Here is an 18,870-nt window from a genome sequence, read left to right as displayed (position 1 = left end):
TGATATATCTATTTTATTTTAAAGTCAAGCAAAATTAACTTTGGTTTCCTTATTTTGTTTATTAATAGAGATATACTCTCGCTTCATAAGGTCTTAAACTGTCCTGAAGTTTAAAATCAGCTTCATTTTGATAATTATTTAAGATTAATTCTGCTTTTTCAACTTCTACTTCAGAACTCAAATCATAATCGACCTCATTTTCACTAAAGTTTAAGAGCACCAACAGGTTATTATCTTCACTCAGACGCTGATAGGCATAAATATCCTGATCTTCTTCAAGTAAAATATCATATTTGCCATAGGCAAAAACAGGATATTTTTTACGCAGAGCAATCATCTGCTTATAATATTCAAAAACTGAATCCTCAGATGCCAAATCTTCTTTTACATTGATCTCAGGATAGTTTTTGTTCATTTTCAACCACGGCTCAGCCTCAGAAAAACCAGCATATTTACTGCCATCCCAGTGCATCGGTGTGCGGGCATTATCTCTGGTTCGGTAATTAGCAATTTCTAAAATTTCTTCTTCACTCAACTCTCCCTTTTCCTGAACATCCTTAATATAACCACGAGTTTCAATATCATCAAAATCATCTAAGGATTCAAAACTAATATTTGTCATCCCAATTTCTTCACCCTGATAGATAAACGGAGTTCCTCTTAGGGTGTGCAGCATTGTTCCCAGAAGCTTAGCTGACTCTTTTCGATACTTGCCATCATCTCCATAACGAGAGACGATTCTGGGCTGATCATGGTTGCAGAAATAGAGACTGGTCCAGCCGTTATTTTCCTGCAGCTTATACTGCCACTCACTCATTAAATCCTTGAGCTCTTTTAGATCCCATTCAGTTATCTTCTCCCAGCCCTCTTTGCGGTCAAATTCAAGATGCTCAAAGGGAATTACCATTGAGAATTCTTTTCTTTCTTCTTTGACAAATTTTAGTGCTTCATCTTTATCCACAAAAGGAGTTTCACCCACTGTCATTGCATCATAATTATTATATGTTTCCTCGGCCATCTCCTGGATAAATTCATGCACTCGAGGACCATTGGCAAAATATTCGTGTCCTGCAAGTCCATCCTGCTCACCGTCAGGAAAACGCTGATCTTTAGAAATTAAATTAATTACATCAAGTCTAAAGCCATCTATACCCTTTTCAAGCCACCAGTTAATCATCTCATAAAGATCATTTCGGACTTCAGGATTCTCCCAGTTTAAATCTGGTTGTTTGGGTGAGAAAAGATGCAGATAATATTGATCAGTATTTTCATCATACTTCCAGGCAGAGCCGCCAAAAAATGCCTTCCAGTTATTGGGAGGTCCATCATTTTTGCCGTCTTTCCAGATATAATAATCACGATAGGGATTATCTTTGCTTTTGCGGGATTCTTCAAACCACTGATGTTCATCAGAACTGTGATTGATCACCAGATCCATAATCAATTTAATGTCTCTCTCGTGCAGTAAAACCATCAATTCCTCTAAATCTTCCATTGTCCCAAACTCATCCATAATAGCTTTATAATCACTAATATCATAACCATTGTCATCATTGGGGGACTGATAAACCGGATTTAACCAGACTGCATCTACTCCAAGTTCATCTAAATAATCTATTTTTTCTATAATTCCTCTTAAATCTCCAATTCCATCACCGTTGCTGTCTTTAAAACTGCGGGGATAAATCTGATAAACTACCGCTTCTTTCCACCATTTTTTATTCATTTTTATACCTCCATTGTCATTAATATATATTAATTATGCTGCATTTTTAGCAGCCTGACTACTAAGCTTAGTAATCAGATTATTAATTAGTAAAAATGTAATAAATAATATGATTATAAAAACTGGAATTATCTCCAGCGAAATATTATTTGCCAGCACACCTGCTAATCCAGGCAGTAAAGCTCCTCCAAGGCCGGCAGCTGAGATCTGCATCCCAATTGTATTGACAGTGTGTCCTTTCCCAACTCTGTAAGAAGTGCTGGATATTAAAGCCGGAAAAATTGGAGCAATAGCAATTCCGGTTAAAGCTAAACCGAGCAGAGACAACCACTTGCTTAAATTTATAGCTATTAAAGCACTTCCAAAAAGACCTAAAAAAGCTGCATTTTTGGCAATTTTCCTGCTCAAAAACTTATAGGCTAAAAACCCAGCCAGAATTCTACCAACTGTAAAAGAACCCCAGTAGACACTTACCCAAATACCTGCTATTGAAGTCCTTATTCCCCTTGATTCAGTAAAAAGGGTGAAAGTCCAGTGCCCGAGAGTTAGTTCAATTCCAGTATAAATAAAAAATAATAACACACTTAAAAGAGCCGGAAAATATTTGAAAGTCTCAAACATCTTTATCTCCTGCTGCTTATTTTTACCACGTTTTTTATTACTTTGCTCTGCTGCTTTACTCGCCTTTTTTGGATCCTGCCAGAGTGACAGAGTCAGGGCAAAGGTCAGGGCCAGCAATATCTGGGCTGAACCGACAATCAAATAACCAACCCTCCAGCTGTCAAAATATTTGATAGCCGAAGACATAATTATTGGTCCGATTGTAACTCCAACTCCAAAGCTGGCATGCAGCCACTGCATTAAACCTTCATTAAAATTTTTTTCTACATATGTATTTAATCCGGCATCAATTGCTCCTGCCCCAAGGCCTGCCAGAACAGCAAGCAGCGGTAAAAGCCACCAGACAGGAACAAGAGTATAACCTATTAAGGCTAAGGCTGTAGCCAGACAGCTTAAAGCAAGCAGAACTGCCACACCAATTTTACGCATAAAAAATCCATTAAAAAAACTGGAAAGCAGATAACCTGTAGTTGAACCAATTAAGATTATCCCCAGCGCATCAAGGGGGAGAGAAAAACTGTCCCTCATCTCGGGCCAGGCAACCCCGAGCAGCCCATCTGGTAAGCCAAGGGAAATAAAAGCAACATAAATTAAAGCAATTAATAAATATTTTTTCTTCTTTTGATCCATAAAAACACCTTTTCTTCAATTTATTTTATATTTATAAATAATATCATATCAGAAAAAAGTTATTATTTTAAGCAGTTTCTCGTTTCAGTAATTTTAATTCTAACTCTTTACTGAATTTACCTTCTATTTCTCCATTAATTGCTTTAAGCAGCACTTCAATAGTCAGGTGTCCTAACTGATACATGGGCTGCCAGATTGTTGTGATCTTTAGATATTTAGCCAATTCTATATTATCATAACCGACTACTGCAATATCATCTGGAGCCTTGAGCTTTTTTTCTTCCATAGCCTGCAGGACACCGATTGCCTGATTGTCAGAAGCGGCAAAAACTGCTGTCGGCCATTTTTCTTCCGGAAGGGAAAGGATCTCCTGCATTGATTGATAGCCGTCTTCAGTATGAAAATCTCCAAATTTTAAAAGTTCAGAAGCCAGCTGCAGGTTTTTTGATCCAAGAGCTTTTTTTACACCTTTAAGACGATCACTTCCATGCTGACTTTCTTTTAAACCATCTATAAAAGCAATCTTTTTATGTCCCAAATTTAGCAGATAATTAATTGCCATTTCAGCACCCTTAATATCATCCAAATAGATTGAATGAAAGTCAGATGTGTTTTCATCTGCAAGTACTACCGGTACATCCTCTTTTAATAATGCTTTATAATCGTTCTTTGAAATATCCATTGTCACAGCTGCAATACCATCTACCTTTTTACTCTGCACTATATCCATAATCTTATCCATCATTTTTTCATCTTTATCAATCTTGTATAATATTAAATCAATTTTTTCTTCCTCCAAAGCATCCTGAATTCCTTTTAATACTTCGACAAAATAATGATCAATAAAAGTTGGTACAATAACTGCAATCGCATTGGCAGTTTGGCTTGCCAGATTCTGTGCTAACTTATTAGGACGATAATTTAGTTCTTTCATTACTTCCAGGACTTTATCTCTAGTTTCTTCTTTAACTTTTTGACTGTTATTAAGAACTCTTGAAACTGTTCCAATCCCAACTCCAGCTTTTTTTGCTACATCATAAATATTAACCTTATCTTTAGCCATACTATTAATTATCCTTTCACTGATCCCCTCATAACTCCACTGATTATTTTCTTTTGTGCAATAATATAAACCAATAGCATAGGGAGTAATGCAAGTATATAAGAAGCAAAAGCTAAACTATAATCTGTACTAAACTGTGATTGAAAAACATGTTGAACTAAGGGTAATGTCATACTGGAACGATCACTAATCATCAATAATGGTAATAAGAAGTCATTCCAGGCCTTTAAAGCAGTTAAAATTGCCACTGTAGCATTAATTGGTTTAAGTACAGGAAATATAATCCTCCAAAAAATCTGCCAGACATTTGCCCCATCTATTATAGCCGCTTCTTCTATACTTTTTGGTAGAGTTTTTATATAGCCTACATAAATAAAAACATTTAAGGGTAGGGCATATACTATATATAATAATATAAGACCATGAAGATTATCAAGGCTAATCATTGCCATTTCTTTAACTAAAGGCAGCATAATTAAAGGAAATGGTATGAACATTGCACTAATAAAATAGAAATATAGAAATTTAAAATATTTTTTATGCATATTTCTTGCTATAGCATAAGAAACCATTGAATTAACAACCAATACAATTGCCACCGTTGGAATAGTAACATAAGCACTGTTTTTTAAACTCTGAAAATAATTAGTCAGTTTAATTGCTTCTAGATAATTACGAAATTGAAAAGTATCCGGTACGGCCAGTATCGATTCTGCCAGCTGCTGTGGGTTTTTTAGTGAAACTATTAAAGCCATATAGAGTGGAATTATTATAATAAATGATCCTAAAAGAAGTAAACCTGTCGCCCACCAATTTGTTTTCTCTTTCATTAGTAATCCACCTCACGTTTCTGCAGTACTTTGATCTGGAATAAAGAAATAGATAAAACTACAATTAAAAAGACAACTGCATTTGCAGTTTGATAGGCAAATTCTCCACCCATAAAACCACCATTATAAATAAGTAATGTTATCGATTCTGTTGCCCGTCCAGGTCCTCCCTGAGTTAAAGCCATAATATGGTCAAAAACCATTAAAAACCCGCGCATAGAAATAACAATATTAATGGTGAAAAAAGGAGCAATCAACGGAAATGTAATATGCTTAAACTGATCCCATTTACCTGCACCATCTATTTTAGCTACCTCATATAATTCATCTGGAACTGTTTGTAAGCCAGATAGATATAACAGAGTATTAAACCCACTGGAATTCCAGACAGCAAGAATAACTACTCCAACCCAGGCTAAATCCATATTACCTAAAATATTTTTGCTTAAAATATCTATCCCCAGGTTGCGGCCAATTTCTGGAACTATAAATGTAAAAATATGATTAAAAATATAACCAACAACTAATATACTCAACATATATGGAACAAAATAAATTGCTCTAAAAGTATCTTTAAACTTAATTTTTGCATTTAAGCCTAAAGCAATTAATAAACTCAGTATATTTACTATAATTGTTGATACAATAGCAAATTTAAATGTGAAAATATAAGCATCAAAAGCTCTTCCATCATTCAATAGATTAATAAAATTTCTAAATCCAACAAAACCATAGTCTCCAAATCCTATGTAATCTGTAAAACTATAAAATATCCCCTGTAGAGCCGGAAGTGTGTGAAAAACAAAAAATAGTATAAATGCCGGTATTGTCATCCAGTAAAATATGGATGAAGTTTTTTTCATTACTTTCTCCTCCTTCTATAATTAAGGAGTCCTCCTCATTTTGAGAAGAACTCCTATATTAAAGACTTTAACTTCTTATCTGGACTGTACCTTATTCCATTCTGAATCAAGAGTATTTAAGAATTCTTCCACATCACCTTCGTGTAGGAAACCTTGAATTAAGTTAGGAACCTGCATTCCAGATGGATAGTAATGATCAGGGAAAGGCGCAATCTTCCCACTTTCAAAATATGTCTTTAAATCAACAACTGTTGGATCTTCCTGAAATACATTTTCTACTGCAGAGAAAGTCATCTGTTCATCAATATAGAATTGAGCATTTTCTTCTTCCAATAAAAATTCAATGAACTTTTCTGCTGCTTCTGGATGATCAGTATTTTTGTTCATAGTTAATACTGTATCTACACCAGAGACCAGCATATTTTCATCTGCATCATTAACTGCAGGGAGAGCAAAAGCACCAAGATTTAAATCAGGATTTGATTCAAGGATAGGATTAATTGCCCAGACACCCTGAATATACATAAATGATTCACCATTTGCAAAGGCTTGATTCCCCTGGCTGTAACCATAACCAAAAACATCATTCTGGCCATACTCTAATAACTTATAAATTCTTTCAGCTACTTTTTGATACCTATCTTCAAAAGTAGTTTCATTTTCTAAGCGCTGCTCAATAAAGTTTTCTCCATGTAAATTAGCAGCTAAAGAATTCCAGGGAACCATAATAGTCCAGGCATCCTTAAATGTAAGATAAAAAGGAGTTCCACCATTTTCCTGAATAGTTTCTGCTGTCTGGATAAATTCGTCCCATGTCTGCGGAATATCTAAACCAAGTTCTTCAAACTTATCTTTATTATATAAAACAGTATTTGCATTTGCTGTATAAGGAACACCGTAGTTAGTGCTTCCTTCATGTAAATCCTGAAGCATTTCCTGATAGGCCGTTTGAGTGTTACTTAAATATGAAGCCTGATCAAAATTCTTTAGTATTCCAGCGTCAGCAATTTGGCCATAAGTAAAATTACCTCCCAGACCCATAATATCTGGAATATTATTTTTAGCCAATCTAGATTTTAAAACTGTTTCTGCTTCTGGAACATGATTCTGTTCAATATCAATATTGGGATTCTCTTCTTCAAATTTTTCAATTAGTTTGTCAAAAGTTTCAACAGCTTCTCTCTTATTCTGAAAAAACTCTAATTCCACTTCCTGAGCAAAACCAGCTGCACTGAGGCCTACAAGCATAACCAGAACTAAAACAACTGTCATAATCGAACTTAAACTCTTCATTAAATTAATCCCCCTTAAGATTTTGTTTTATGGAACCACTTCCAAGAAATATAAAAAATAATATGGAACCGCTTCCATAAATGATTATAACAGCAGTATTTTAAAAAGTCAAACTATTATCCCAATTTTTTTGTTTAAATGATTTTTGTTTTTTAAACATGAAAAAAACCCTGAGGCATCTAGCCCCAGGGTTTTAATACTAGTCTTTAATTTTAATAGCCACCCATCATGTAGTAATCCATCAAGGCGCTATCTTTTAACTTAACATGTTCTTCTGTGTCAGTCTTGGTATTAACCTTCACCTGATCAGAATAGTCCTTGTGAGCGCGCTTGTGCTTAAAAATAGTTTTCATTAGTAATGCCCCCTTTAATAATTTTAGTAGGGAACATACTCGCTGCACATCTACTTGTTCCAATAATATAATCCACCGACCTAATAGTAAACTCCGCTACTCACTCTCTGTCGGTTCAATTTCATTATACTACTTTTAAATAATTATGCAAGGGTTTTGTGCAAATTTTTTCAAAATTATTTCTTTTATTCTTTAGCATGATAATGTGCTAATATAATATTATTTTTGCAGGACTTACAGAAGTTAAAAAGAAGTATAGAAATATTACGTATTATTACTATACCAACAACAGCTTTTTCGGCGGCTGTTTTATATAAAAAAATAGGTTCTAAATAATTTACTTGAGGGGTGAGTTAATGCAAAAAAATAAAATGACTCTAAAAATAACCAATTTAATCTTTTTACTGCTTACAATCTTTGTCAATTTCCTGGCAAATTACCTGCCGATTAATGGAATTTCAAGTGGAGAAGTATCTGATCTATATCAAAATCCATTTACACCTGCTGGCTTTACCTTTTCCATCTGGGGAGTAATTTATACTCTGCTAATAATTTTTATAGTTTATCAGTTTGTTGGTAAAGGTAAAATTAATCAGGAGTTTTCTACAGGGCCATATTTTATTATTGCTTCGATTGCTAATGGAAGCTGGCTTTATCTCTGGCATAATCTTTCTATTCCTTTATCAATGTTAGTAATTTTAATACTGCCTTTATCGCTTTTCCAAATATTTAAGAGGCTGCATCAATATCGAAATTATTCTCTTTCAGAGTATATCGGCCTTAAACTGCCTTTTAGTATCTATACCGCCTGGGTTACAGTAGCCTCAATTGCAAATTTCATGGCACTCTTAGTCTATTATAATGATAACTGGCCTGCTAACTTTCTCAATATCGCAGCAATTATCGGTATCTTAACCGGGCTGGCTATTGCAGTTAAAATTTTAGATAAATACAAAAATATAGCCTTTGCCCTGGTTGTTATCTGGGCCTATATTGGTATTATCGGTGCTCAGCTGAATTATCAACTGCCTGGTATGACAATTATTATTACTGCTGGTCTCTCTATTTTGGTTATCTCAATTAAAATTATTACAACTTTCCAGGCAAAATCCAAAAGTTAGACTACTTTTTCTGGTATTATTATCTTTTTACCGTTATGCTCTTTTAAACTAACTTCAACCCCATAAACAGAGTTGATTTTAGCTGCTGATAAAGAGTTTTGGTTACCATCGGAAAAAACCTTTCCATTTTTAAGCATAATTATTCGGTCACTAAAACGGCTGACCAGTGATAGATCATGCATTGTGACTATTGCTGTTTTGCCGTTTTTAACTTCTTTTCTGATTAGATTAAAAATTTCTAATTGATGTTTTAAATCAAGATTATTTGTCGGCTCATCCAGTAAAATCAGTTCCGCTTTCTGAGCTGCTGCTCTGGCAATAAAAACCTTCTGTCTCTGACCACCGCTCAGTTCATTCAGATTCTTAAAAGCAATCGATCCCAGACCCATCTCTCCAATTACTTTAGCAGTGATTTTCTTATCCTCTCTGCTGGCCTTCCAGCTGCTGTGGGGTTTTCTGCCCATTAATACTGTTTCGAAAACATTTAATTTTGATATATCTTCAGCTGCCTGAGGTACATAGGCTATTATTTGAGCCAGTTCTCGCTGGCTGTAATCTGATATCTCTTTACCTTTAATTTTTATCTTACCCTGATTGATTTGAAGATAGTTATTAATACATTTTAAAAGTGTACTCTTCCCTGATCCATTAGGGCCAATTAAAGTAATCAATTCACCTTTTTGCACATTTAAATTTATCCTCTTTAAAATATTTTCTTCAGTATAAGAAAAATTTAGCGCCTTAATTTCTAAAAACATCAAAACTGCCTCCCTTTAATAATTAAATAAATAAAAAGTGGTGCTCCTAAAAATGCAGTTAAAACCCCTACCGGTAAGACAATAGGTCTAAATAATGTTCTCGCCAGATTATCTGCGATAATTAAAAGCAGGCCTCCTGCTAGAGCAGAATTTAAAAAAAGCTGACGCTGATTTCCAGCTGCAATTTTTCTAATAATATGAGGAGTAACCAGGCCTATAAAACCAATTACCCCAACAAAGGAAATAATAACTGAAGTTAAAATTGAGGAGACTGTCATTGCAATCAACCTCAGTCTATTTGAATCAACTCCCAGACTTGCTGCCAGCTCATCACCCGAATTTAAAACACCATAATTCCAACCCTGATAAATAAAATAAAATAGTGTCAAAAGAAGTACAAAAACTATGACTATAAATTGATTCCAGTTTGTCCGGCCTGGATCCCCAAATGTCCAGTAAATAACTGAAGCAAGTTCTAAATCATCTGCAAAAAATTCCAAAGCTGTAGTACCTGCTGTAAATAAAGAAGAAAGCGCAATTCCAGCTAAAACTATAGTTTCTCTTCCAGCCTGCTGCCTGGCGCTGATTGTTAGAACAGTTATCACTGCCAGCTGTGAGAAAAGAAAGGCTGAAAGTGCAGGTAGATAAACTCCATCTAAAAACGAAAAGATATTTAAACTTTCAGGTTCAACAACTACAATAGCAAAAGCGGCTCCAAAGGCAGCAGCATGTGAAATTCCTAAAGTAAAAGGTGAGGCAAGTGAGTTTTTAAGGGTGCTCTGCATAACAGCTCCAGCCAGAGCCAATCCCATCCCTGCCGCCAGTGAAGTTAAAATAGCCGGCAGTCTGATATTCCAGATAATATTATAAACCATCCCTCTTTCCCCTTGAAAAACAACTCTTAATAAATCACTGAATTCAAGTCTGGCTGCACCTACAAATAAAGAGTAAACAGCAGCTAAAACAATCAGCAGCAGCAGTACTAAACTTAACATTAATATTTTTTTAGAATTCTTTTTTTCTTTTTTCAAAAGATCTTCTACACTTAAATTATTATCCATAAATCTACCTCTATCAAATTTATTATTTTAATTTAATTTCATCTTTTTAAAGCCGCCAAAAATTTCTGCCATCTCAGAATATACTGGCTGTCCAACGAATTGCTTATAAATTTGATTCGCTTTTTCTTTCGCTTCCAGCATTTTAAATGCTTCTGGGTACAATGTTTCAGCAATAAAATAAGAATTAGCTAACATTGTTGCAAAGTTAGTTGTATAGTGATTGTATGGTAAAAGCTGATAAATTTCATTTTCCTGATAAGCTTTTAAATATTTGAATTCTTCTCTTTTTAAATCCTGCTCTACCAATTCAATTCCACCCTGATCTATAAAAATCAGCTCAGGATTTTCCAGCAGCAATCTCTCTTTACTGATTGTGAAGTTACTTTTTTTATCATCTTCAATAATATTATTAAGACCCAGATATTCAAAGGGGGGATAATTTGCCTCAGTGGAAGTAATACCCTGAGCACCTTTGTTACCTATTCCACCAATATAGACATTCATTCCTAAGTCTAAATTACTGGTTCTACTTTTTAGTTCATTTTTGTGCTGATCAAAAATATTAATTAGCTCCTCTGCTCGATCATTTTTATTCAATATCTCTGCCAAAAATTTCAGAGCCATCTTCAATTCAGCTTCAGTCATCGAACCTGGAGAACCATCATTAATTGAAATAACCGGTATTGAAGTCTTGGCCTGTAAATTATTCATCTCAGCCTGACTCAGATAAGATGAGATAATTAAATCAGGATTTTGAGCGGCAATTAATTCTGCGTCTCCTCCAAACTGAGGTCCAATTACCGGCAATTTGGTCAGTTCTGGATGAGCAATTATATAAGGGCGCTGCTGATTCCTTTTTTCAAATTCTTCCACTCCTACAACCATATTTTCTGCCTCAAGATAAACTACCATCCTTAACGCTCCCGGTCCTATAGCTACAATTCTTTCTATCTTATCTGGAAGACTAAGTTTTCGATCTGCCAGATCAGTTAAAGTTTTGGCTCCAGCTGAAATGCTAAATAAACTGATAACTATCAGTACAATTACTAAATTTAATCTAATTTTATTTTTCTGTTTTGAATATGACAATTATTTTTCCACTCCTTCTATTTTGGTTACAGTTAGTTTGCCGTGTTTAATACCTTTTAGAGCAATTAATTTAGAACTTATTTTTCTTAATTTGCTGTGCAGCCCTTCAACAACTATTACTTCCAGACAGAAGTGCCTATCTAAATGCAAATGCAGATTTGTTTTAAAGAGGCAGTGGTAATCATGCTGCAGCTGATTCATTTTATCAGTTAGACCACTTTGATGATGATCATAAATTAGAGTAATTGTTCCTACAACATTTTGATCTTCTTTGGTGTTTTTTTCTTCAATTATTTTATTTCTAATCAGATCTCTAATTGCTTCAGAACGATTATTATAAATTCCCTCATTTAACTGATCAAATTTTTTAAGCAAATTTTCTTCTATGGAAACTCCAAATCTTTTTAAGTCTGACATTTGAAACCACCTTTCGTGACACAAAATAATTTTTCGTGCTACTATTACATTTCTGGATAATAAAGCTGATTCCTGCTTAGAAAGAAAAAAAGCGCCAGCGGCTGAATCAAATCAGCTAACTGACACTTATAAAAACAAAATATCTGTATTATTTTTTGGAACTTAATAATAAACTAAAACAACTGCTCAGCTGCTTCTTTTTTTAAGAGATCATAAACATCCTGCAGCCTGACCCTCTCTCTGACAGCAATCTCCTTACACTCTTCATATTCTGGAGAATACTTAATTAGTTTACCTTCATAATAGGCTGCTTTGATTGTCACCTTACCCATTGTAGAATCCAGCTCAAAGTATTTCCGCTCCAGACAGCTCCTCTTAACTTCACGGTGTCTAATACCTAAAGTTGTAGTTTCTTTAAAAATAATCTCTTCCAGCTCCTGCTGTTTTTCTGCAGGACTTAGTACTGTCAGCTTTAGTGCTGGACGGTTCTTTTTCATCATGATATTGGTTAAATAAACATCCCTGGCTCCTGCAGCTAGCAGTTTTGGGAAAAGATAGGAGTAAATTTCTCCGCTCATATCATCAATGTTTGTTTCTAAAATTAATAACTTTTTTTTAGTTTTTTTTTAGCCTGATAAACCCGCAGCAGGTTTGTAATCTCAAAATCCTTTTTGCCAGCTCCATAAGCAATTTTTTCTATTTCAACTTCCGGCAGTTCAATAAATTCTTCTGCCAGAGTTTTAATAATTGCAGCTCCAGTTGGGGTAACCAGTTCCCCTCTGATATTAGTTGAATATACCGGTACATCTTTTAAAATTTCAATTGTTGCTGGTGCGGGAACCGGAATTCTGCCGTGGGCTGCATCGACAAAGCCTGTACCAAGCGGTACTGGAGATGCGTAGATATGGTCAGGATTTAATAGATCAACTAAAATGGCCGCTCCGACAATATCGACTATCGAATCAACTGCTCCAACTTCGTGAAAATGCACCTCATCTATTTTCTTGTTATGCACTTTAGCTTCCGCCTCTGCTACTTTAGCAAAAATATCTATGCTTAAATCCTTTACATTTTGATTGAGCTGACTCTGGTTTATTAATTTCTTAATATCATTGAAGTTGCGGTGAACATGGTTACTGCTGTGCTCATGACTGTGAGAATGACCTTCTCCATGGTTGTGATTATGATCTAAATGGTCGTGTTGGTGATCAGAATCTGAATGACTGTGATCATTATGGTGGTGGTCATGATTGCCGCAGCCCTGACAGCCTCCTTCATGATGTTCATGTGGGTGGCCATCATGATCATGAGAGTGGTCACTATGATTATGACTGTGGTCATGAGAATGACCAGAATCTTCTACCAGATCTGGGTGGCTTTCATCTTCTAAAATAACTTTAAAATCTGTAGCTGTAATCCCATTTTTCTGAACTGTAGAAATCTCAATTTCATAACCCGCAAGCTTTAATTTCTTCAGTTCATTTAAAAATTTATCTTTATCAACACCCAGATCAAGTAAAGAAGCTATTGTCATATCTCCACTGATTCCGGAATTTATATCAAAGTACAGTATGTTTTCTGTTTTCATATTAATTTATCCATCCTTCCTTGCTTTCTCTATCTGTAAAATAATTGTGCTGGCTAAATAAGCTGCTCCAAAACCATTATCAATATTTACTACTCCAATACCGCTGGCACAGCTGTTAATCATAGTCAGCAGAGCTGAAACTCCACCAAAATTAGCACCATAACCAACACTTGTCGGTACAGCAATTACAGGTTTATCAACCAGACCTCCAACAACACTGGCCAGAGCACCTTCCATTCCAGCAACTGCAATAATAACTTCTGCTTCGTTTAATTTATCTAAATTACCTAAAAGTCTGTGAATCCCTGCTACCCCCACATCATAGAGCCGCTCAACTGAATTGCCCAGTGCTTCAGCAGTTACTACTGCTTCTTCTGCAACCGGAATATCAGAAGTACCACCACTAACTACTAAAATCTTGCTTTGAGTTTTAGTAAGCGGCTGTCTTTCTATAAAAATCATTTCCGGCCGCTGATGATAAACTGCCTCAGGAGCAATTTCTTTAATCCGCTCATAAATCTCTTTACTGGCCCTGCTTGCTAAAATATTATTATCATGTTTGAGCATTTCCTTTACAATTCCTTCGATCTCATCAAGTGATTTTCCTTCACAGTAAATTACCTCTGGAAAACCGTTGCGCAAACTGCGGTGATTATCTACCTTAGCAAAGCCGAGATCCTTAAAAGGAAGATCTTTTAAAGAAGCTGCTGCCTGATCAACCTCAATTTCACCATCTTTTACTTTTTCTAATAAAATTTTGATATCTTCTTTATTCATCTTCTGCCTCCAAAATTTCTTTATTCATACTGCCGCTTTTATATGCTGACAGATCTAAGGTAACATATTGAAAACCTAATTTCTGTAATTTATCAGACAATTTATCCATTAAATTTAAGTCTAATATCTTTTCTCGATCACTCTCTGACAGCTCTATCCGGGCCAGATTGCTGTGATCGCGGACTCTAAACTGTTCAAAACCCATTCGATACAGTAATTCTTCGGCAATTTCTATTTTCTCCAGTTTTTCAGCTGTAATCTGATTGTCATAGGAAACTCTGGTTGCCAGACAGGACATGCTCGGCTTATTCCAGGTAGGAAGTTCCATTTTTTTAGAAAGCTCCCGAATCTCACTTTTGCTCAAAGAGGCCTCAAGCAGAGGACTTTTAACTCCCAGCTCTTTTAAAGCTTTGCGGCCAGGACGATAGTCTCCCTGATCATCCAGATTCGAACCTTCAATTACAGTTCTGCCAGCTGCATAATCTAAAATCTGATTAAAAATCACCTTTTTACAGTAATAACAGCGCTCGGGAGTATTTTCAACTGCTTTTTCTAATTCTTCTAGCTCAACCTCCAGCTGCTGATGTTCCAGGTCCAGGCCTGCCACCAGTTCAGCTACCTCTTTAATTTCTCTATCAGGTACAAAAGGGGTATTAACGGTAACAGCTTCAAAATCCACCCCGGATTCTTTTGCGGCAGCTGCTAAAAAAGTGCTGTCAACTCCTCCAGAAAAGGCAATTATAAATGGTTCTAGTTCTCTTAAATTATCAATTAATAACTTATATTTATCTTTTTTGCCAACTGTAGACATCTATTAATTCCTCCTAATTAAAGCTTAGATCTCTAATATTTTAGTGAGTCGGTGGTACTAATGCTTTTTTATCATAACCGATTAAATCTCTGCGCCCTGCCATCTTTAAAGCCTTGCGCACAATTTGATGATTTCTCTTCTTATGATACTGGAGTAAGGCTCGCTGCATTTTTTTTGCCTCTTTTGATTTAGCAACATAAACCTCTTCCATAGTTCTTGGATCATAACCACTGTAGTACATTGCTGTGGCCATTGTGCCCGGAGTTGGATAGAAATCCTGTACCTGATCCGGGTGATGATTAATGTCTCTTAGATATTCTGCCAGTTCAACAGCATCTTCCAACCGACTTCCCGGATGGCTGGAAATAAAATAGGGAATTAAATACTGCTCCAGGCCGATTTCTTCATTCACCTGATAAAAAGCCTCTCTAAATTTATCAAAAACCTCAATTCCTGGTTTTCCCATATAAGATAAAACATTATCTGAAACATGCTCTGGAGCAACTTTAAGCTGACCACTCACATGATGTTCTGCAAGTTCTTTTAAATATTTTCGGCTCTCTTCATCTTCTAAAAGATAATCAAAGCGGATACCGGAGCGCACAAAAACCTTTTTTACTCCCGGTAGTTTTCTTAACTCTCTTAAAATCTCGAAATATTCTTCGTGGTCCACTTCCAATTTGCTGCAGGGAGCTGGAAACATACATTCCTTACCCTTACACATCCCCCGCGAAAGCTGAGCTGTACAGGAAGGCTGACGGAAATTGGCTGTTGGTCCCCCGACATCATGGATATAACCTTTAAAATCATCCATTGCAGTTATTTTTTTAGCTTCTTTGATTAATGATTTTTTGCTGCGGGCTGTCATCATCTTTCCCTGATGAAAAGATATAGCACAAAATGAACAGGCACCAAAACAGCCGCGCGAACTGACCAGGCTGAATTTAACCTCTTTGATTGCCGGTACTCCACCATCTCTCTCATACATTGGATGATAATCTCGCTGATAGGGAAGTGAATAAACATGGTCAAGTTCTTCCTGGCTTAGAGGTTCGACCGGTGGGTTCTGAACCAGATAACGGTTGCCGTGCTGCTGTACCAGCTGCTGACCGCGAACTGGATCCTGTTCTAAATATTCTATTTTATAGGCATAAGCATACTGTTTTTTATTATCTTTTACCTCTTCATAAGATGGTAAAAGCTCATAATCATATAATGATTCCAGCTCATCAGCAATAAAAGCTGTCCCTGGAAGATAGTTGATATATTTAATTTCCAGTCCAGCTTCTAAATTTTCAGCAATCTTTAAGATTTGTTTTTCGCCCATTCCATAAACTAAAAGATCAGCACGGCTGTCAAAAAGTATGGAGCGTCGGACACTTTCATCCCAGTAATCATAGTAAGCAAAGCGGCGCAGACTGGCCTCAATTCCACCAATAATGATTGGAATATCACCAAAAGCCTCACGCAGACGGTTGCTGTAAACTATTGTCGCCCGATCAGGACGGTGACCACTTTCTCCTCCAGGAGAATAATTATCATAACTGCGGCGGTGTTTAGAAACAGAAAAATGATTGACCATTGAATCCATATTACCAGCAGTAACTAAAAATCCATATTTGGGTTCACCCAGTTTTTTAAAGTCAGCTGTAGATCTCCAGTCAGGCTGAGCAATTATACCAACCTTAAAACCAGCATCCTCAAGCACTCTGGCAATAATAGCCGTGCCAAAAGATGGATGATCAATATAAGCATCACCACTAATGATAATAAAATCGAGCTTGTCCCAGCCTCTTTTTCGCATATCATCTTTTGAGATTACCATAAACTGATCACGCGGATTTTCTAATTTTTTTTCCTTATTTTTTTCATTCAAATTCTGACTTTTCTTTTCCATTTAATTTATCAGTAACTCCTTTATTATTCCTAAGTTCAAATTATTTATTACCTAAAATCTTCTAAAATACTGCAGTCCCAAATTAATACTAAAACTTCAAAAGCATTTTAAACTGAGCAATCTACTCATTATTATAGCAGAAAAGTTACTTTAAATCGAATCTACGGCCAAATGATTATTTTCACATATCTTAAGAATGAAAACCCCCTGCTAAATTGCTCAGCAGGGGGTAGTTTTTCTAATTCATATGACTTAATTCAACATATATCGGGTGGTACCCGGTAACTGATATTTTACTCAGCTACTATTCTTCCTTCTGTTTCTGGGGCTACAGGAGCATTAGCTTCCATGTATTCCATTAATACTTCTTCTAAGCCGCCAGCTTCACTGACTATTGGAGCGTCAGCAAACATTGAGTAGCCATCTCCTCCAGCTTTCATGAAGTCATTAGTTGCTACAGTATACATTTTATTTTCATCTAATTCTTCGCCGCCTACCCATACTTTTTGAACTCTATTTCCAGGTTCAGCATCACCATCAAAGGTAAATTTAATACCAGAAACCTGTGGGAATAGACCTTCAGTTGCAGGGTATTCAGAAACACCATGTTCTAGAGCAGCTCTTAAATCAGCACCACTTAATTCCATTAAGATAGTTGTATTACCAAATGGTAGTACTGTAATAACATCACCCTGGGTAACTTCTCCTGCTTCAATTGAAGCACGAATTCCGCCACCATTGGTGATTGCAGCATCTGCATCAAACTTAGCTCTCATTGCATCGGTAATCAAGTTACCTAGATTGGTTTCACCAGTACGAACATTACCTCTGGCACCATCTAATTCAACAGCAGTTTCTCCAACTACCTGAGAGGTGATTGTGTCATTGGCTCTATTTACTCTTTCTACAACTTTAGAAACTATAAAGTCTTCTTCAACCTCTGCAGTATCTTCTCTTGGAATTAAATTAGCTTTTATATCTGAAACATTTCCATTATCAACAGTAAGATCTACATAGCCTAAGAATTTAGAATATTCTCCAGCCATTACAATCATAGTATCGTTAACCATCATACCTTCTTCTAATACATTATGGCTGTGACCATCAACAATTAAGTCAATTCCAGGTACTTCTTCAGCTACCATTTTACTTGTGTATTCACTACCTTCACTAATTCCTAAGTGAGACAGAGCTACAACCACATCTACCTGGCTTCTTAATTCATTAACAACTTCATTAGCAGCTGCAACTGGATCTCCAAAGACTAATCCCTCAACATTCTTAGGGTGAGTCTTATAAGCAGTCTCAGGAGTTACTAAACCGAATACACCAACTTTAACACCATTATATTCTTTGATTAAATAATCTTCAGCATATGGAATCTCTTCTCCATCTTCTCTACTTAAGTTAGCAGCTAAAAATGGAAAGTTACTCATATAATCTAATTCTTCCAGTCTTTCTTGTCCGTAATTAAAATCATGGTTTCCTAAGGTTAAAGCATCAAGATCCATTAAATCTAAAATATGGCTGATTGCTTCACCTTCATTTATATTGGCAATTGTCTGACCGTGGAAAGTATCTCCAGCATCTAAAAACATTACATTTTCCATTTCTCTTCTAGCCTCTTTAATCAGAGTTGCCATTTTAGCATAACCCATACTTCCAGCATAATCATCTTCTTCTACTCTGGAATGGACATCATTTACATGATAAATCCTTAAATTAACCTCTTCTGCCAGAATAGTAAATGATAGAGTCATAACTAAAATCAGAGTTAATAAAGTAATCGATAATTTTTTAAACTTCACAAATTCCACCTCCGTATTTTTTTGAAAATTGTTTCTTCTCTTAATTATATTATTTGCGATAAAACACTATTTTCCTGCCTCTGAAAAGAAATATTTTCTATATTAAGTAATTGTATTCCGTTTTACTGAGAGAAAATAACTATTTCCCTGACTGACTAATAATT

General features: G+C 35.7%; 18 protein-coding genes. 1 reads left to right on the top strand and 17 read right to left on the bottom strand.

Translation table 11 applies throughout. From position 1 onward, the window contains the following. Positions 1-61 precede the first annotated feature (61 nt). The 7 genes from CI949_RS02865 to CI949_RS02835 form a co-directional block, all read right to left on the bottom strand. Positions 62-1,726, bottom strand: coding sequence for an alpha-glucosidase (locus tag CI949_RS02865; RefSeq protein WP_290762853.1), 1,665 nt, complete (start codon positions 1,724-1,726; stop codon positions 62-64). A gap of 33 nt (positions 1,727-1,759) precedes the next feature. Beyond that, positions 1,760-2,977: an MFS transporter gene (locus tag CI949_RS02860; RefSeq protein WP_290762851.1), complete on the bottom strand. Its 1,218-nt coding sequence runs from the start codon at positions 2,975-2,977 to the stop codon at positions 1,760-1,762. 67 nt (positions 2,978-3,044) lie between these two features. Further along, complete coding sequence (locus CI949_RS02855; RefSeq protein ID WP_290762849.1) at positions 3,045-4,040, bottom strand: LacI family DNA-binding transcriptional regulator; 996 nt, start codon at positions 4,038-4,040, stop codon at positions 3,045-3,047. 8 nt (positions 4,041-4,048) lie between these two features. Beyond that, the gene (locus CI949_RS02850; RefSeq protein WP_108140711.1) at positions 4,049-4,870 is read right to left on the bottom strand and encodes a carbohydrate ABC transporter permease; all 822 of its coding nucleotides are present in this window, start codon (positions 4,868-4,870) and stop codon (positions 4,049-4,051) included. Further along, positions 4,870-5,733 carry a carbohydrate ABC transporter permease gene (locus tag CI949_RS02845; RefSeq protein WP_108140713.1) on the bottom strand — a complete coding sequence of 288 codons (864 nt, stop codon included), beginning with the start codon at positions 5,731-5,733 and terminating at the stop codon, positions 4,870-4,872. Before CI949_RS02845 ends, CI949_RS02850 begins: the two co-directional genes overlap by 1 nt. Before the next feature lie 75 nt (positions 5,734-5,808). Beyond that, complete coding sequence (locus CI949_RS02840) at positions 5,809-7,026, bottom strand: ABC transporter substrate-binding protein (RefSeq protein WP_290762845.1); 1,218 nt, start codon at positions 7,024-7,026, stop codon at positions 5,809-5,811. A 212-nt stretch (positions 7,027-7,238) separates the two neighbouring features. Then, on the bottom strand, positions 7,239-7,379 hold the full coding sequence (locus CI949_RS02835; protein ID WP_181248182.1) for a hypothetical protein: 141 nt from the start codon (positions 7,377-7,379) through the stop codon (positions 7,239-7,241). Positions 7,380-7,735: 356 nt separating this feature from the next. Here CI949_RS02835 and CI949_RS02830 point away from each other — a divergent pair, with 356 nt between their 5' ends. Beyond that, on the top strand, positions 7,736-8,500 hold the full coding sequence (locus tag CI949_RS02830) for a tryptophan-rich sensory protein (protein ID WP_290762841.1): 765 nt from the start codon (positions 7,736-7,738) through the stop codon (positions 8,498-8,500). On the opposite strand, the gene CI949_RS02825 is transcribed toward CI949_RS02830, so the two are convergent. From CI949_RS02825 to CI949_RS02780, 10 genes are all read right to left on the bottom strand, one after another. Then, positions 8,497-9,258, bottom strand: coding sequence for an ABC transporter ATP-binding protein (locus CI949_RS02825; protein WP_290762839.1), 762 nt, complete (start codon positions 9,256-9,258; stop codon positions 8,497-8,499). The two genes, CI949_RS02830 and CI949_RS02825, sit on opposite strands and share 4 nt — an antisense overlap. After that, on the bottom strand, positions 9,258-10,319 hold the full coding sequence (locus CI949_RS02820; protein ID WP_290762837.1) for an iron ABC transporter permease: 1,062 nt from the start codon (positions 10,317-10,319) through the stop codon (positions 9,258-9,260). The genes CI949_RS02825 and CI949_RS02820 overlap by 1 nt, the downstream gene beginning before the upstream one ends. A gap of 27 nt (positions 10,320-10,346) precedes the next feature. Beyond that, positions 10,347-11,408, bottom strand: coding sequence for an iron ABC transporter substrate-binding protein (locus CI949_RS02815; RefSeq protein WP_290762835.1), 1,062 nt, complete (start codon positions 11,406-11,408; stop codon positions 10,347-10,349). Continuing rightward, on the bottom strand, positions 11,409-11,825 hold the full coding sequence (gene nikR / locus CI949_RS02810) for a nickel-responsive transcriptional regulator NikR (protein ID WP_133530704.1): 417 nt from the start codon (positions 11,823-11,825) through the stop codon (positions 11,409-11,411). A gap of 173 nt (positions 11,826-11,998) precedes the next feature. Then, a complete protein-coding gene (gene larC / locus CI949_RS02805; RefSeq protein WP_290762832.1) occupies positions 11,999-12,403 on the bottom strand; it encodes a nickel insertion protein in 405 nt (134 codons plus the stop codon). 23 nt (positions 12,404-12,426) lie between these two features. After that, positions 12,427-13,413, bottom strand: coding sequence for a LarC family nickel insertion protein (locus CI949_RS02800; protein WP_290762830.1), 987 nt, complete (start codon positions 13,411-13,413; stop codon positions 12,427-12,429). 6 nt (positions 13,414-13,419) lie between these two features. Continuing rightward, positions 13,420-14,190, bottom strand: coding sequence for a nickel pincer cofactor biosynthesis protein LarB (gene larB / locus CI949_RS02795; protein WP_108140727.1), 771 nt, complete (start codon positions 14,188-14,190; stop codon positions 13,420-13,422). Then, positions 14,183-15,001: an ATP-dependent sacrificial sulfur transferase LarE gene (larE, locus tag CI949_RS02790; RefSeq protein ID WP_290762828.1), complete on the bottom strand. Its 819-nt coding sequence runs from the start codon at positions 14,999-15,001 to the stop codon at positions 14,183-14,185. Before larE ends, larB begins: the two co-directional genes overlap by 8 nt. Before the next feature lie 40 nt (positions 15,002-15,041). Next, on the bottom strand, positions 15,042-16,826 hold the full coding sequence (locus CI949_RS02785) for a YgiQ family radical SAM protein (protein WP_365941426.1): 1,785 nt from the start codon (positions 16,824-16,826) through the stop codon (positions 15,042-15,044). A 365-nt stretch (positions 16,827-17,191) separates the two neighbouring features. After that, positions 17,192-18,706, bottom strand: coding sequence for a bifunctional UDP-sugar hydrolase/5'-nucleotidase (locus CI949_RS02780; RefSeq protein WP_108140733.1), 1,515 nt, complete (start codon positions 18,704-18,706; stop codon positions 17,192-17,194). Positions 18,707-18,870 lie beyond the last annotated feature (164 nt).

It is taken from the genome of Halanaerobium sp. (assembly GCF_003070835.1).
This window is presented reverse-complemented; position numbering and strand designations above follow the sequence as displayed.